The sequence below is a fragment of the Streptomyces sp. NRRL F-525 genome (assembly GCF_000716605.1).
Taxonomy (GTDB): Bacteria; Actinomycetota; Actinomycetes; order Streptomycetales; family Streptomycetaceae; genus Streptomyces.
Genome location: NZ_JNXE01000015.1, coordinates 197496 through 213055 on the forward strand (window position 1 = coordinate 197496; position 15560 = coordinate 213055).

The 15560-nt window shown below is 69.8% G+C and carries 17 protein-coding genes and 3 tRNA genes; 17 read left to right on the top strand and 3 right to left on the bottom strand.

The genetic code is table 11. The features are described 5' to 3' along the window. The first annotated feature begins 1 nt into the window (after position 1). From OO69_RS22660 to OO69_RS22690, 7 genes are all read left to right on the top strand, one after another. Positions 2-1576 (top strand): complex I subunit 4 family protein, encoded by a 1575-nt coding sequence (locus tag OO69_RS22660; RefSeq protein WP_033282555.1) that lies wholly within the window; start codon positions 2-4, stop codon positions 1574-1576. Continuing rightward, positions 1573-3096 (top strand): NADH-quinone oxidoreductase subunit N, encoded by a 1524-nt coding sequence (locus OO69_RS22665; protein WP_033282556.1) that lies wholly within the window; start codon positions 1573-1575, stop codon positions 3094-3096. Before OO69_RS22660 ends, OO69_RS22665 begins: the two co-directional genes overlap by 4 nt. A gap of 189 nt (positions 3097-3285) precedes the next feature. Further along, positions 3286-4149, top strand: a complete 864-nt coding sequence (gene htpX, locus OO69_RS22670; protein WP_033282557.1) for a zinc metalloprotease HtpX — start codon at positions 3286-3288, stop codon at positions 4147-4149. Further along, on the top strand, positions 4146-4538 hold the full coding sequence (locus tag OO69_RS22675; RefSeq protein WP_033282558.1) for a YccF domain-containing protein: 393 nt from the start codon (positions 4146-4148) through the stop codon (positions 4536-4538). Before htpX ends, OO69_RS22675 begins: the two co-directional genes overlap by 4 nt. Before the next feature lie 12 nt (positions 4539-4550). After that, positions 4551-5708 (top strand): barstar family protein, encoded by a 1158-nt coding sequence (locus OO69_RS22680; protein ID WP_033282559.1) that lies wholly within the window; start codon positions 4551-4553, stop codon positions 5706-5708. A gap of 119 nt (positions 5709-5827) precedes the next feature. Continuing rightward, a complete protein-coding gene (locus tag OO69_RS22685; protein WP_033282560.1) occupies positions 5828-6394 on the top strand; it encodes an SMI1/KNR4 family protein in 567 nt (188 codons plus the stop codon). A 180-nt stretch (positions 6395-6574) separates the two neighbouring features. Then, on the top strand, positions 6575-6841 hold the full coding sequence (locus OO69_RS22690; RefSeq protein WP_019061143.1) for a GlsB/YeaQ/YmgE family stress response membrane protein: 267 nt from the start codon (positions 6575-6577) through the stop codon (positions 6839-6841). Positions 6842-7115: 274 nt separating this feature from the next. Here the strand turns inward: OO69_RS22690 and OO69_RS22695 are convergent, their stop codons facing one another. Next, entirely contained in the window at positions 7116-7604 is a 489-nt protein-coding gene (locus OO69_RS22695) for a YajQ family cyclic di-GMP-binding protein (RefSeq protein ID WP_033282561.1), read from the bottom strand. A 234-nt stretch (positions 7605-7838) separates the two neighbouring features. Here OO69_RS22695 and OO69_RS22700 point away from each other — a divergent pair. The 3 genes from OO69_RS22700 to OO69_RS22710 all read left to right on the top strand — a co-directional run bounded on the left by OO69_RS22700 (position 7839) and on the right by OO69_RS22710 (position 9273). Beyond that, positions 7839-7920, top strand: a tRNA-Tyr gene (locus OO69_RS22700). Positions 7921-8190: 270 nt separating this feature from the next. Then, positions 8191-9003 carry a polysaccharide lyase family 7 protein gene (locus OO69_RS22705; protein WP_033282562.1) on the top strand — a complete coding sequence of 271 codons (813 nt, stop codon included), beginning with the start codon at positions 8191-8193 and terminating at the stop codon, positions 9001-9003. Positions 9004-9060: 57 nt separating this feature from the next. Then, positions 9061-9273 (top strand): hypothetical protein, encoded by a 213-nt coding sequence (locus tag OO69_RS22710; RefSeq protein WP_033282563.1) that lies wholly within the window; start codon positions 9061-9063, stop codon positions 9271-9273. A gap of 46 nt (positions 9274-9319) precedes the next feature. On the opposite strand, the gene OO69_RS22715 is transcribed toward OO69_RS22710, so the two are convergent. Both OO69_RS22715 and OO69_RS22720 read right to left on the bottom strand, forming a co-directional pair. Next, the gene (locus OO69_RS22715; protein ID WP_033282595.1) at positions 9320-9976 is read right to left on the bottom strand and encodes an NAD(P)H-binding protein; all 657 of its coding nucleotides are present in this window, start codon (positions 9974-9976) and stop codon (positions 9320-9322) included. Positions 9977-10119: 143 nt separating this feature from the next. Further along, positions 10120-11397 carry an amidohydrolase family protein gene (locus OO69_RS22720; protein ID WP_033282564.1) on the bottom strand — a complete coding sequence of 426 codons (1278 nt, stop codon included), beginning with the start codon at positions 11395-11397 and terminating at the stop codon, positions 10120-10122. Positions 11398-11666: 269 nt separating this feature from the next. On the opposite strand from OO69_RS22720, the gene OO69_RS22725 reads away from it, so the two are divergent. The 7 genes from OO69_RS22725 to OO69_RS22755 all read left to right on the top strand — a co-directional run bounded on the left by OO69_RS22725 (position 11667) and on the right by OO69_RS22755 (position 15467). Further along, positions 11667-11739: transfer RNA gene (locus OO69_RS22725), tRNA-Thr, on the top strand. 46 nt (positions 11740-11785) lie between these two features. After that, positions 11786-11858: transfer RNA gene (locus tag OO69_RS22730), tRNA-Met, on the top strand. A gap of 88 nt (positions 11859-11946) precedes the next feature. After that, positions 11947-12111, top strand: coding sequence for a 50S ribosomal protein L33 (rpmG, locus tag OO69_RS22735; protein ID WP_003948671.1), 165 nt, complete (start codon positions 11947-11949; stop codon positions 12109-12111). 112 nt (positions 12112-12223) lie between these two features. Then, positions 12224-12676 (top strand): MaoC family dehydratase N-terminal domain-containing protein, encoded by a 453-nt coding sequence (locus tag OO69_RS22740; protein WP_033282565.1) that lies wholly within the window; start codon positions 12224-12226, stop codon positions 12674-12676. Position 12677: 1 nt separating this feature from the next. Beyond that, positions 12678-13106, top strand: a complete 429-nt coding sequence (locus OO69_RS22745; RefSeq protein WP_033282566.1) for a MaoC family dehydratase — start codon at positions 12678-12680, stop codon at positions 13104-13106. A gap of 222 nt (positions 13107-13328) precedes the next feature. After that, complete coding sequence (locus OO69_RS22750; RefSeq protein ID WP_078652531.1) at positions 13329-13898, top strand: TetR/AcrR family transcriptional regulator; 570 nt, start codon at positions 13329-13331, stop codon at positions 13896-13898. 96 nt (positions 13899-13994) lie between these two features. Further along, a complete protein-coding gene (locus OO69_RS22755; protein ID WP_033282567.1) occupies positions 13995-15467 on the top strand; it encodes a DHA2 family efflux MFS transporter permease subunit in 1473 nt (490 codons plus the stop codon). Positions 15468-15560 lie beyond the last annotated feature (93 nt).

Sequence of the window (15560 nt, forward strand, 5' to 3'; positions counted from 1 at the left end):
CGTGATCGATATCAACGAGTCCGTGATGCAGGTCCTTCTGGCGTTCATCGTCGTCGGCCCGCTCCTCGGCGCCGTCACCGCCCTGCTGCCCGCCCCGCCCGGGCTGAAGGGGAAGTCGCCCGAGCAGGCCGTCCTACGGCACGGCGTGACCGTGACCGGCGTGATCCTCATCGCCGCGATCGTCCTCGCGCTCGGCTTCGACCACGACCACCCGTCGAAGATGCAGGCCACGACCGACATCAGCTGGATCCCCGCACTCGACGTGCGCATCCACCTCGGCATCGACGGCATCTCCCTCCCCCTCCTGGTCCTGACCGCGCTGCTGACTTTCCTCTGCGCGCTCTACTCCTACTTCAAGATGCCTACGGGTCCGTCCCCGAAGGCGTTCGTCGCCCTGATCCTCGTCCTGGAGTCCGGCACCCTTGCCACCTTCGCCGTCCTCGACCTGATCCTCTTCTTCCTCGCCTTCGAGACCGTCCTCATCCCGATGTACTTCCTCATCGCCCGCTGGGGCGGTGCTCAACGGACCCAGGCCGCCTGGAAGTTCATCCTCTTCACGCTGCTCGGCTCCGTCGTCATGCTGCTCGGCCTGCTCCTGATCGGAATCAAGGCGGGCACATTCGACATGGTGGCACTCGCCACTGACAACGGCCGGTCGCTGACCACATCCGTGCAGGTCATCGCCGTTCTGGCGATCGGGATCGGGCTCGCGGTCAAGACCCCGATGTGGCCGCTGCACAGCTGGCTGCCCGACGCCCACACCGCCGCCCCGACCGTCGGCTCGGTCCTGCTCGCCGGCGTGCTGCTCAAGATGGGCACGTACGGCTTCGTCCGCATCCTGCTGCCGATCGCGCCGGACGGCATGCACACCTTCGCGCCGTACCTCGCCGCCTTCGCCGTCGTCGGCATCATCTACGGCTCCCTGGCCTGCCTCGCCCTTGTCAGACAGGGCGCGAAGGGCGACCTCAAGCGCCTCATCGCGTACTCCTCCGTCGGCCACATGGGCTTCGTCCTGCTCGGCATCTCGACGATGACGCCGACCGGCGTGAACGGCGCGCTCTTCGCCAACATCGCCCACGGCCTCATCACCGGCCTGTTGTTCTTCCTCGTCGGTGCCCTCAAGGACCGCACGGGCAGCACCGATCTCGACACCCTGGCCGAGGAGACCGGCGCGGCCCTCTACGGCAAGGCACCACGCCTCGGCGGCCTGCTCGCGTTCGCCGCCGTCGCCTCGCTCGGCCTGCCCGGACTCGCGGGATTCTGGGGCGAGATGCTCGCGCTGTTCGGCGCGTTCAAGCCCGCCGCCGACCTCAGCCGCCCCGCGTTCCTCACCTTCATGGCGATCGCGGCCTTCGGTACTCTCCTGACGGCCGCGTACATGCTCGCCGTGGTCCGCCGCGTCTGCATGGGCGCCGTGGCGCAGGAAGCGCCGAAGCTCGCCGACGTCCAGACGTACGAGTTCGCGGCCTGGACCCCGCTCGTCGCCCTCACCGTCGCCGCCGGCCTGTGGCCGAAGGCACTCCTCGGCCTGACCGACCCGGCCGTGCAGCAGCTCCTCGCAGGAGGCACCCGATGAGCGCCCTGGCCCAGCCTCTCGCGGAATCGATGGTCCAGTCCGTCGACTGGCTCGCGATCGCGCCGCCCACCATCACGGCGGTCGTCGGCCTGGTGGTCCTCGTCGCCGACCTGTTCCTCCAGGAGGCCAGAAAAGCACTCCTGGGCTGGGTGTCGGTCGCGGGCTTGGCCGCCTCCGCCCTGATGCTGCTGCCCCTCCTGGACGGCGACCGCGCCACCTTCTGTCTCACCGGCGACGCGACCGCCTGCAGCTATACGGCGGACCGCTTCACCCTGGTCATCCAGTTCCTGGTCCTCGGCGGCGCCCTCCTCGCGGCCCTCCTGTCGATCACAACCCTGAAGGACGCCGACAAGGGACTCCCCGAAGGGGAGTACTGGTTCCTGCTGCTGTCCTCCGCCGCGGGCGCCGCCCTGCTGCCCGCCTCCCGCGACCTCGCGACCCTGATCGTCGCCCTGGAGGTCGCCTCCCTGCCGGCGTTCGCCCTCGTCGGCATCCGGCACGGCGACAAGAAGTCCGCCGAAGCGGCCCTGAAGTTCTTCCTGTCCTCGGTCACCGCGACCGCGGTCAGCCTGATGGGCGTCAGCTTCGTGTACGCCACCACGGGCACCCTGTACCTCACCCGGATCGCCGACCGCATCCAGCACGTCGACGGCCACTTCCACACCCTCGCCCAGACCGGCGTCGCCCTCACCCTCGTCGGCTTCGCCTTCAAGACGGCCGCCGTCCCTTTCCACTTCTGGGTACCCGACACCTACGTAGGAGCGCCCCTCCCGATCGCCGCCTACTTGTCGGTCGTCGGCAAGGCGGTCGGCTTCTCCGGCCTGATCCTTGTCACCGTCGTCGCCTTCCCGTCGTACGCCGACGTGTGGGGCCCGGCACTCGCCGCGCTGGCCGCCCTCACCATGACGGTCGGCAACCTGGGCGCCCTGCGCCAACAGGCCACGCGCGCGTACAGCGCGGTACGGCTGCTCGCCTGGTCCTCCGTCGGCCAGGCCGGCTACCTCCTGGTGCCGATCGCCGCAGCCGCGTACTCCAAGGACGCCCAGAAGTCGATCGGCTCCACCGTCGCCTACGCCCTCATGTACGCCGCCGTGAACCTCGGCGCGTTCACGGTGGCCGCCCTGGTGGGCCGTAGCAGAGCCCTCAACCGCGTCAGCGACTACCGGGGCCTGTACGCGTCGAATCCGCTCGCAGCCCTGCTCCTGGCCTTCTTCCTGCTGTGCCTCGCCGGGCTGCCGCCGGGTGTCATCGGGCTCTTCGCCAAGGTGACCGTCTTCTCGGCGGCCGTCGACGCGGGACTGGGCTGGCTGGCCGTCGTCATGGCCGTCAACGTGGTGATCGCGCTGTTCTACTACCTCCAGTGGACGGCCCTGCTGTTCCGCGCCCCCGAGGGCGAGCACGCCAAGCACCGCGTCCCCGCGCCCCTCACCGCCGCGCTCGCCCTCACCGGAGCCCTCGGGATCGCCCTCTCCGGAGCACCCCAACTGGTCCTGCGCTTCGCCGCCACCGGACTCTTCTGAGCCACCGGCACATACCACCGTCCTCACCCGGACGGCCCACCCCCGGCGTCGTGCGCACAAGGGAACTAGAGCCTCCCGCCTGGCGTTGACCAGTACGGGAGGGTCCACTGGACGTGACACCACGGCACCAGTGGCATCAGAGATCAGCAAGCAAAGGGTTCCCCTGCTGCACGATTTGGAGGGCGTACCGTGCACCGCCGGCACAACGGGCTCAGGACCGCAGTTCTCCTCGGGGGACTGTCCGCACTCATCATCGTCATCGGCAGTTTCTTCGGCCGCACGGGCCTCGTCGTAGCGGTCGTGATCGCGCTGGGCACGAACGCGTACGCGTACTGGAACAGCGACAAACTGGCGCTACGCGCGATGCGCGCCCGCCCGGTGAGCGAGTTCGAGGCCCCGGCCCTGTACCGGATGGTCCGCGACCTCTCCACCCAGGCCCGCCAGCCGATGCCGCGCCTGTACATCTCGCCCACGGAGGCCCCCAACGCCTTCGCGACGGGCCGCAACCCGCGCAACGCCGCCGTGTGCTGCACGGAAGGCATCCTGCGCATCCTGGACGAGCGCGAGCTGCGCGGAGTCATCGGGCACGAACTCAGCCATGTCTACAACCGCGACATCCTGATCTCGTCGGTCGCCGGCGCCCTCGCCTCGGTGATCATGTTCCTGGTCAACTTCGCCTGGCTGATCCCGATCGGCCGCTCGAACGACGACGACGGCCCCGGCATCCTGGGCATGCTGCTGATCATGATCCTGGGCCCCCTCGCGGCCAGCCTCATCCAGTTGGCCATCAGCCGCTCCAGGGAGTACGAGGCGGACGCGTCCGGCGCCCAACTCACCGGAGACCCCCTCGCCCTCGCGAGCGCGCTGCGCAAGCTCGACGCCGGCACCAAGCAGCTTCCGCTGCCCCCGGAGCCCCGCATCGAGACCGCGAGCCACATGATGATCGCGAACCCCTTCCGCCCGGGCCAGGGACTCTCCAAGATGTTCTCGACACACCCGCCGATGGCGGAGCGCATCGCCCGGCTCGAGAAGATGGCAGGTCGCCCTCAGTGAAAACCATCCTGAACGTCATTTGGCTCGTCCTGAGCGGCTTCTGGCTGTTCCTCGGGTACCTGCTCGCCGGCGCGCTGCTGTGCATCACCATCATCGGCATCCCCTTCGGGATCGCCGCCTTCCGTATCGGCGTCTACGCCCTGTGGCCCTTCGGGTACACGACGGTCGAGCGCCGGGACGCGGGCGCCCCCTCCTGCGTGGGCAACGTCCTGTGGCTGGTCCTCGCGGGCTGGTGGCTTGCCCTCGCGCACATCGTCACCGGCATCGCCATGTGCATCACGATCATCGGCATCCCGTTCGGCATCGCCAACTTCAAGCTGATCCCGGTCTCGCTGTTCCCCCTGGGCCGCGAAATCGTGCCCACGGACCAGCCGTTCGCCACCCGCTGACGGCGGGCAGCGGTGGGGGCGCCGAAGTACGTCCTGCTGTCGTACGACGAAGGGGCCGAGTCCACCGGCGAGCACGGCTACGAGGAGACCTGGGCGCTGTGCGAGGACGCCGAGGACCTCTTCGCCGACCCGGTCCCTCCCGCGCGCGGGACGTACGAACTGCTCGGCTGCGCACCCGAGGGCGACCTGCGAACAGCCCTCGCACGCGCGCGTGCCGACGGTTCGGCGCCGCTCGGCCTGCTCGCCCTGGAGACCCTCGACAAGACGGGCAGGGGAGAGGGCGAGTGGTGGCTGGAGGACGTACGCGTCGTAGGCGACCGCCCGTGCGCGCGTGACCTGTCGTTGAGGGACATCACCGTCGAGGGCAGCCAGTCCGACGACAACCCCTACGACTATCCGGAGTGCCCGCCCCTGTCCCCGGGCTACCGAATACGGGGCGCGGACGGTGAACCATGGGGCGTCTGCCGGGACTTGGCCCATGTTCAGGAGGGGCCGCCCGAACAACTGGACCCTCCCGTACGCCTGTTGGGCTGTTCCCCGCAAGGTGCGCTGAGGGCGGCACTGGACGGCGGGGAAGAGGACCTGGGCCACGTCAAGGTGGTGCGCATCGACGCGTCCGGCAGACCCGTACAGCCCGCCGCCGAGGGCGAGTTACGGGCCTGGATCCCGTCCGCACGCGGCCCGGGCCTCGTCGACCTCACCCTCGACCCCTGGTCGGAACGGCCACCGCTCGCGGCCCGCGAGGTGTGGGACCTGTGGGGCGAGGGCCGCCCCTCCGAACCCGGCCGCTGGGCAGGTTGCAGCCCCGACGGCCGCCGGTTCTGGGCCGACACGGCCCTGGCGAACCACGCCCATGACGCCCCGAACCGTCCACCGGGCACCACCTACCACCTCGACGGCAGCCACGTCACCGACGCACCGGGCTTCTTCTGCGCCCTGGGCGAGGCGGTCAACGGCCCAGCCGGATACTTCGGTTGGGGCCTGGACGCCCTGGACGACTGCCTGCGCGGCCGCTGGGGAGCCACTTTGCCCTTCACCCTCGTCTGGCACGACGCCGCCGTCGCCCGCGCCTGCCTCGGCGTCACCCCGCACGCAGGCCGGCGCCCGCCGACGTTCGAGGAGTTGCTCGCTTTCCTCACCGAACGGCACGTCGAAGTCCGCCTGGCCTGACGGCACCCGTCACCGCATGACGCCCGCCGACTCCCGCCCCGCGACCAGCAGGTTTTCCACAACCGCAGGGTTGTCCACAGGCCGGCCCGATTGTCAGTGGCGCGCGGCACCATGAAGCCATGACCGAGAACGAGCAGCAACTGCTGACCCGGGTGGCCGCCGAGGCCCGCAACACCCGCCCGCTGGGCTGGACTTCACTCCCGGCCCCCGTGGACGAGGCCACGGTGACCCGCGCCGAGGCCGCCCTCGGCTTCCGCCTGCCCCCGCTGCTCGCCGCGCTCTACACACGCATAGGAGACGGCGGATTCGGCCCGGAGTACGGCTTGTTGCCCCTCCTCGACAACCCGCCGACCGGCGAGCCCGCCGCCGTCACGCAGTACTTCGCCAACCGCGCGAGCGGAGACAAGGACCTCGACTGGCCCTGGCCCGAGGGCGTCCTGCCGATATCCCACTGGGGCTGCGCGATGTACGCGTGCGTGGACTGCCGAACCCCAGAGGCCACAGTCCTCCTCTACGAGCCGAACGCCGACGAGGCCGACCACGCGTGGTACGTCGACGCGCCCGGCCTCGCCGACTGGCTGCGCGCCTGGCTCGACGGCACGGGCTGGTACGAGGACTACGAAGGCGCTCCCGAACCGACCCCGTGGACCGACTTCCGCATACGCACGACAGCACAGGCCTCCTGAGCGGTCGCCGCAGGCCACCGATGCCTGCAACCACCACACGCATCCGTGACGTCCTGTTCATCGACACGGCGGAACATGCAGCGACAGGCCGTGCGCAAGAACCTACGAACACAGCCTGTCCGGGCGGAATTCACAGCTCCGGATCAGTGCAAGCACAGCGCGAGAGGGCAGGTTCACGGCATGGGCATCATCAGCTGGATCATCCTGGGACTGTTGGCCGGAGCCATCGCCAAATTCTTGCTGCCGGGCCGCGACCCGGGCGGCTTCATCGGCACGACCATCATCGGCGTCGCGGGCGCGTTCATCGGCGGCTGGATCTCGGCCCGCTGGCTGGACCACCCGGTCGCGAAGAACTTCTACGACGGCGCCACTTGGGCCTCGGCGATAGGCGGCGCGCTCGTCCTCCTGATCGCCTACCGCATCCTGTTCGGCAACTCGCGCAACTAGACGCCGTCCGGCGGGTTTTGCCGCAGCCGCAGCCGCAGCCGCAGCCGCAGCCGCAGCCGCAGCCGCAGCCGCAGCCGCAGCCGCGCTCATCTACGGCGCTGCAGTCGCTCCCCGGCGCCGGTCAGCAGCCGCCGCTTTCCTGCGACTTGATCGGCAGGACAGGCTCAAGCGTGTGCCCCAAGCCGCAGCCAGCAGGCGAGAAGGGTGGGCGCCGACGGGTGCCCACCCTTCCTCGCATCCTCGTGCCTGCGCGGCGGACGCGCGAAGCCCGGCTCTACCGGTAGTTCACGAACTGCAGCGCGAAGTCGAAGTCCTTGCCCTTGAGCAGGGCCTGCACGGCCTGGAGGTCGTCGCGGCTCTTGGAGCTGACCCGCAGTTCGTCGCCCTGGACCTGGGCCTTCACGCCCTTGGGACCCTCGTCGCGAATGATCTTCGCCACCTTCTTCGCGTTGTCCTGGGAGATGCCCTCCTCGATCGACGCGAAGATCTTGTACTCCTTGCCAGAGAGCTGCGGCTCACCGGCGTCCAGCGCCTTCAGCGAGATGCCGCGCTTGATCAGCTTGGACTGGAAGACGTCGAGGATCGCCTTGACCCGCTCCTCGGAGTTCGCCTCCATGAGGATCTTCTCGGCGGACCATGCGATCGAGGCACCCACGCCCTTGAAGTCGTAGCGCTGGGAGATCTCCTTGGCGGCCTGGTTGAGGGCGTTGTCGACCTCCTGCCGCTCGACCTTCGAGACGATGTCGAAACTGGAGTCGGCCATGTCCTGTGGCTCCTTGTATCGGGGTGCGTATCGATGCGTGTCACTGCGTATCGGCGTGCGTCGGGGCAGCCGCCGAGCCCGGTGTAGGCCCCGGGCCGCATCCGCATAAGCCTAGCCACCCCCTCCCCTCCGAGCGCCGGTCAATCGGGTGGCGAAGCACCCCTGGGCATCGGGTATCGTTTACGTCGTTGCCACGGAGCACCGCCGAAAAGCGGTTCGAGAGGCAGCATCCCCGGCGGTGTGCCCGAGTGGCCAAAGGGAGCAGACTGTAAATCTGCCGGCTTAGCCTACCCAGGTTCGAACCCTGGCGCCGCCACATGATCGAAAGGGTCTGTGATCAGCAGCAATGCTGATCACAGACCCTTTCGTCGTTCCCGAGGCCTTCCGGAAGTCTTCCCGGGTTTTTCCCGAGGCGCCCCAGAGGCATCCCCGCGGCCCCCTCCGCCCTGCCGCCAACCTTGACGTGCCCGTGCCACAGCCCTACTGTCGCGACACCGCGTTCATGTTGAAACACAAAGTTCACACACATGAACGCATGCTTCGCCAACCGAGTCGAGTCCACAGAGCAGACAGGAAGGCACCCCCCATGCGCATGCGTACGCTGCTCACCTCCCTGGCCACCGTCGTCGCCGTCACCGGCGGCCTCGCCCTCACGGCCCCCACCGCGTCGGGCAGTACCGGCGCCGCCGGCGTCGTCGCCTCACCCCTGGCGGACCCCTCCGTCGCGCCCGGCGGGAACTTCGACCTGGGGGTGTGGCAGCTCCAGGAGCCGATCGGTTCCCCCGGCTCGCCCACGACGATCTCGTCGTCCCGGCTCCAGGGGGCCAATGGCTTCCAGGACTCGTACTTCTACACGGACACCCGCGACGGAGCGATGACCTTCTGGGCGCCGGAGAAGGGCGTCACCACCCCCAACTCGAACTACGCCCGCTCCGAACTGCGCGAGATGAACCGCAGCGGCAGCGCCGCCGACTGGTCGCTCAGCGGCACCCACACGATGAAGGCGACGCTCCGGGTCGTCTCCGTCACGTCGAACGTCTGCGTCGGCCAGATCCACCTCGGCAGCGGCGGCAGCTCCACCAAGCCGCTGCTGGAGCTGTACTACCGCTCCAGCGGCGACATCGTCCTCGGCACCGAGAACTCGCCCTCCGGCGGCCAGACCCTGCACACCGTGGGCAACGTGGCGGTCGGCAAGACGTGGAGCTACACGATCGGCGTCTCGGGCGGGAACACCATCAACCTGACGGTCAACGGGAGCACCACGCACTACTCCATCCCGTCGTCCTTCAACGCCTACAAGCAGTACTTCAAGGCCGGTTCGTACAACCAGTCGTCCTCCGACAGCACCACGAAGGGCGCCCGCGTCGCCTTCTACGGCCTCACCGTCGCCCACAGCTGAGCGCGCCCGAGCGAGCCTCGACAGCCGACCCGGCCTGCGGCGGGGCAGACTGATCCCATGTCGTCACGCCGCAGAAGCTGCCCCGAGTGCCGTCGTGAAATCGCCGTAGTGGCAGGCCGGTTCGCGCGCCACGACCCGCCCGGCGCCCGGGAGACCGGGGACCTCGTGTCGTGCCCCGGGTCCCGCCGCCAGGCGGAACTCGGGGCGGCACAGCCCGCGTTGGACGGGTACGTGGTCCCGGAGTTCCCCGGCCAGATGCCGCTCTTCTAGACGGCGGGGCACCACCCGGCAGGGAACCCCGTGACCGGACCCTCCGTCAGTTCCCCGCCACCGACTTCACCGCCACCGACACCGGCGCGGACCCACCGATCAGCTCCAGCGTCAGCCCGGCCGTCGCAGGCGTCTCCACCAACTCCGCGAGTACGGCGGCCACATCGTCGCGCGGGATCGAGCCGAGCCCGGTGTGGGCCTCCAGCCGGACCAGCCCGGTCCCGGCGTCGTTCGTGAGCGAACCGGGGCGCAGGATCGTCCAGTCGAGGGCGTCCAGGCCGCGTACATACGCGTCGGCCTCGCCCTTGGCCCGCAGATACACGTCGAAGACACCGTCCCCGGAGTGCGTCGGATCCGCGCCCATCGAGGACACGACGACATGACGCCGTACGCCCGCCAGGACCGCCGCGTCGGCGAACAGCACCGCCGAACCCCGGTCCACGGTGTCCTTGCGGGCGGTACCGCTGCCCGGCCCGGCGCCCGCCGCGAAGACCGCCGCATCCGCGCCCCGCAGCTGCGCCGCGACCTCCTCGACCGAGGCCGACTCCAGGTCCAGCAGCAGCGGTTCGGCGCCGGCCGCCCGTAGATCGTCGCTCTGTTCGGCGTTGCGGATGATGCCCGCGACCTCTTCACCGCGCGCGGCGAGCAGGCGCTCCAGCCGCAGCGCGATCTGACCATGACCTCCAGCGATGACAATGCGCATGCCTTCGACCGTACGCCCGGACGGCCGCACGCGCCGCATGACTTCAGCCGCGTCCCAGCGGCGCACACCCGCGGTGGACGCGCCGGGCGCGCGGACCCGGGCCGTGGCGCCTCAGGCGTACGCCCCGGCGCGACGACGGCCGCTCACGACAACTCGCCCCGTCCCTGCCGGGGCAGCCCCAACTCCGAGCCCGCCGCCGTGTTGCAGTACTCCCGCACCGCGCTCGTCCGTGCCACCACGCGCCCCCGGTGCACCACGATCCGGCTGTACGCCAGCGACAGCGCGCCCGCGAGCCGGTCGCCGCGCACCGCGAGCAGTTCGGCCGGAAATCCCGCCTCGACGCGCACCTCGGGCAGGCCGAGCGCCGCGCGTGCCGACGAACTCACCGTGTCGTAGGCGTCCTCGGGCCGCATCCCGTGCCGCGAGGCCAACAGGTAGGCCGCCTCCAGGGGGTCCCCGCGGCCCACCGGGTTGGACACGTCCCGCAGGGCGCCGCTGCCCGCCGCCACCTGGACGCCGGCCGTGCGCAGCAGCCGTACGGGAGCCGTGCCCCGGCGGTCGACGCCGCCGCAGCCGCCCTGCGGCAGGCAGACCACCGTCACGCCGGCCGCGGCCAGTTGGTCCGCGATCCGGGTGACCGTGTCCGCGGGAAGCCGCCCCAGGCCGCCGCACGGGCCGAGCGTCACCCCGGGGCGCATTCCGCCCGCGACGGCCGCCAGCCGGGCCAGGCGGGTCGGGTCGGCCGCGTCCGTGTGCAGGTCGACCGGGCAGCCGTGCTCGGACGCGACCTCCAGGACGGCCTCCACGTAGCCCGTCGGATCGGGGTCCAAATCTGGACAACCACCTACTACGGAGGCACCCATTTTCAACGCGTCCCGCAGCATCGCGAGCCCGTCCGCCCCCGCGACCCCGGTCAGCAGCCGGGGCATCGCCACCGCCGTCAGCTCCGCCAGCCCCCGCAGCGCCCGCCGCGCCCGCAGTACGGCGGCCAGCGCGCTCAGCCCCTGAACGTCCCCCACGCGCACGTGTGCCCGCTGCGCCGTCGCCCCGTGCCCGAGTTGCAGCAGCGCGGCCTCCGTGGCGCGGCGCTGGACGTCCTCGGGGTCGTAGGAGACCGGTCCGCCGTTCTCGGCCGACAGGGCGGTGTCACTGTGCGTGTGCGGTTCGGCCGGGGCCGGGAGGAGGAGATAGCCGCTGAGGTCCACGCGCGCGCCGCACGCGCGCGTGGCGTCCGTCGCCAGGCTGCCGGCCGTGCCGACCGCCTCGATGCGCCCGCCGCCCAGCCGTACGTCCACGGTCCTGCCGTCGGTCAGCCGGGCCCCGCACAGCAGGAGCGCGGCCGGGTCGGCCGGTCCCGACGAGCCTGAGGAACCCGACGGGCCGGACGAGGAGTGGGACGGCTGGGGCTGACTGTCGGGCATCGCGCTCCAGGTGCTCAGGGCTTCGCGGGCTCGGGGCTTCGGGGCTCAGGACTGGGGACTGCGCAAAGGGGCGCAAGATCACGCAGAGTGAGTCGAGCCTAGGGCGGTGATCCGCTCACAGCCGGGAGGAGCGCAATAGTCGTACCGGTGTGGTCCCCCATACGGGAGGGGCCCCCGAGGCCTCTGGGAGGGCCGTGGAAGCGGCTGGAGCGGGGCCGCGAAACGGATTTGGGCGAACGGTCGCCGAGCGTGTAATGTCTTCATCGCTCGCCCCAATAGCTCAGTCGGTAGAGCGTCTCCATGGTAAGGAGAAGGTCTACGGTTCGATTCCGTATTGGGGCTCTGGTGTGAAAGGTTCCCGTCGCAAGATGGGAACTGATCGCATCACAGCGGTGTAGCTCAGTCGGTAGAGCAAGCGGCTCATAATCGCTGTGTCACCGGTTCAAGTCCGGTCACCGCTACTGACAGTAGCCGATTGCGGGGTCGGTCCTTCGATCGGCTATTCTGTTATGCGTTCATAGTCCCATCCGTTCGTCAAGGAGCACTCCTGTGGCTGCCACCGACGTCCGCCCGAAGATCACGCTGGCCTGCGTGGAGTGCAAGGAGCGGAACTACATCACCAAGAAGAACCGGCGTAACAACCCGGACCGACTGGAGATGAAGAAGCACTGCCCGCGTTGCAATGCGCACACCGCGCACCGCGAAACGCGATAAGAATCAGGCTCGTACACGAGGCCGTCCCCGAAGTCTGGGGGCGGCCTCGCGTCGTTCCCCGCACAGCAGCAGGACCATCAACAGCAGCAGGAACAGCAGGAGGTACCGGGCCATGGCGCTCGACCAGTCCTTCGTGGGGCGGACCTACCCGCCCACCGACCCGTACGAGGTGGGCCGGGAGAAGATCCGTGAGTTCGCGGAGGCGGTGGGCGACGCCAACCCGGCGTACACGGACCCGGAGGCCGCCAAGGCGCTCGGTCACCCCGATGTGATCGCCCCGCCGACCTTCGTCTTCTCCATCACGTTCAAGGCGGCCGGACAGGTCGTCCAGGACCCGCAGCTCGGCCTCGACTACAGCCGGGTCGTGCACGGCGACCAGAAGTTCGTCTACGTCCGCCCCGTGCGCGCCGGCGACCGGCTCACGGTCACCTCCACGATCGAGGCGATCAAGTCGATGGCGGGCAACGACATCCTGGACATCCGCGGCGAGGTCCACGACGAGGCCGGCGAGCACGTCGTGACCGCCTGGACCAAGCTCGTGGCCCGCGCGGCGGAGGAGAACTGACATGACGGCGAAGATCGCGTACGACGACGTCGAGGTCGGCACCGAACTGCCGGCCCAGACCTTCCCCGTGACCCGCGCCGCCCTCGTCCAGTACGCGGGCGCCTCCGGGGACTTCAACCCGATCCACTGGAACGAGAGGTTCGCCAAGGAGGTCGGGCTCCCGGACGTCATCGCGCACGGCATGTTCACCATGGCCGAGGCGATCCGCGTGGTCACCGACTGGACCGGCGACCCGGGCGCGGTCGCCGAGTACGGCGTCCGCTTCACCAAGCCCGTCGTCGTCCCGAACGACGACAAGGGCGCGACCGTCGAGGTCAGCGCCAAGGTCGCCGCCAAGCTCGACGACAACACGGTCCGCGTGGACCTGGTGGCGATGAGCGCCGGGCAGAAGGTGCTCGGGATGTCACGGGCGGTCGTACGACTGGCCTGATCGGTCGGCCGCGCGCTGGAGTGAGCCGAGGTAAGGGGTGTCTGCCATTGCGGGCGCCCCTTACCTGTAGGTCGGCACCTGTAGGTCGGCCCGGGCCGACCCGGTGACTGGCGGTGACCCCGGCGGGCCCGGAGTCGGCCGGCCCGTGTGCCGTGCCCCACATCGAAACTCCACCAGAACCATCCCTTGACTTAGTTAGTGATTGAGTACTAACTTTCTCGCATGGTCAGGATGAGCGCAGAAGAGAGGCGCGAGAGCGTCATCCGCGCGGCGATCGCCGAGTTCGCGCAGCGGGGGTACTACGGCACCTCCACGGAGGCGATCGCCAAGCGGGTCGGTGTCTCGCAGCCGTATCTCTTCCGGCTCTTCCCGGGCAAGAAGGCGATGTTCGCGGCGGCTGCCCTCAGGTGTGTCGAGGACGTGTGCCGGGTCATGGAGGAGTCGTCCAAGGGGCTGGAGGGCGAAGAGGCCCTGCATGCCATGGCCAACGGTTATGTGCAGCTCATCACTGAGCACCCCGAGAAGCTCCAGATGCAGATGCAGACGTACATCACGGTGGCCGCCGCCGAGGCGGAGGGCGACCACGAGTTCGGCGAGGCCGTACGGAAGGGCTGGATGCGGCTCTGGGACGTCGTGCATGTGCCCCTGGGGGCGGATGTCGACCAGACCACGACCTTCCTGGCGTACGGAATGCTGATCAACACCCTTGCGGCCATGGGTTTTCCACCCGAGCACCGGGTCTGGGAAGGGCTGTACCCGTCGGCGCGGATCACTGGCCGGCTGGAGAAGTAGCACGGATCGGCAAGGGGCGGATTCTGCGCCTTTTTCTGCGCGGCAAAGTTAGTCATCAATAACTAATCATCGGTACGAGCACCCTTTGGGGGAGCGATGTCACAGCCAGTCGCACGGCGCGGGGGAATGGTCTGGGCCCTCGTGATCACCAGCGTCGCCGGATTCATGGCGGCCCTGGACAACCTCGTCGTCACCACCGCCCTGCCGTCCATCCGCAAGGACCTCGGCGGCGCGCTGGGCGACCTGGAATGGACCGTGAGCGCCTACACGCTCACCTTCGCCGTCCTGCTGATGTTCGGCGCGGCGCTCGGCGACCGGTTCGGCCGCCGCCGGCTCTTCCTCATCGGCATCACCGTCTTCACCGGCGCGTCCGCCGCCGCGGCCATGGCACCCGGGATCAACTCCCTGATCGCGGCCCGCGCGGTCCAGGGCGTCGGCGCGGCGATCATGATGCCGCTGACACTGACCCTGCTGACGGCGGCCGTACCCGTCGCCAAGCGCGGGATGGCGTACGGGATATGGGGCGCGGTGAACGGACTCGCCGTCGCCTCGGGACCCCTCATCGGCGGCAGCCTCACCGAGCACATCTCCTGGCACTGGATCTTCTGGCTGAACGTCCCGCTCGGCCTGGCCCTGATCCCGCTCGCCCGCCTGCGCCTCTCCGAGTCCCACGGCTCCGGCGCCCCGCTCGACTTCCCCGGCACCCTGCTCGCCAGCGGCGGCCTCTTCGGGATCGTCTACGGCCTGGTCCGCGGGCCCGCCGACGGCTGGACCAGCTCGCTCGTCCTCACCGGGCTGTTCGCCGGAAGCGCCCTGTTCGCCGGCTTCATCGTCTACAGCGTCAACGCCAAGAACCCCATGCTCCCGATGCGGCTGTTCCGCTCCCGCGCCTTCTCCGGGATCAACGCGGCGAGCCTGCTGATGTTCCTCGGGATGTTCGGGTCGATCTTCCTGCTCAGCCAGTACATGCAGGGCGTCCTCGGCTACTCGCCCACCGAGGCGGGCCTGCGGATGCTCCCCTGGACCGGCATGCCGATGCTCGTCGCCCCCATCGCCGGCATCCTCTCCGACCGCATCGGCGGCCGCCCGGTCGTCGCCGCGGGCCTCTTCCTCCAGGCGGCCGGTCTCGGCTACATGTCCTACGTGGTCACCACCGACGTCTCCTACGGCGCTCAGCTGCCCGGCCTGATCCTCAGCGGCATCGGCATGGCCCTGTTCTTCGCGCCGGCCTCCAACCTGGTCATGTCCAGCGTCCGCCCCCAGGAGCAGGGCATCGCCTCCGGTGCCAACAACGCCCTCCGCGAGGTGGGCGGTGCCCTCGGCATCGCGATCATGGCGTCGATCTTCTCGGCTCAGGGTGGCTACCAGACCGCCCAGACCTTCGTCGACGGCCTGAAGCCCGCGCTGGTCACCGGGGCGGCGGTGGTCGCCCTCGCGGGAGTCGCGACGCTGCTGATCCCGACCCGGCGGCGGGCGGCGGAACTCGCGGCGACGTCCGAGCCGGCGGCGGCTTCGGACCCGGCCGGGTCTTCCGAGTCCGACTCGGTACTGGAGAACGCCGGTCGCTGACCGGGATGCCGGTGCACGCACGCGTGGGGCCCTGCCGTTGGTGGTGGGGCTTCACGCGTGCGTGCGGGGTGGGTGGCGGGGTTTGTGGGGGCT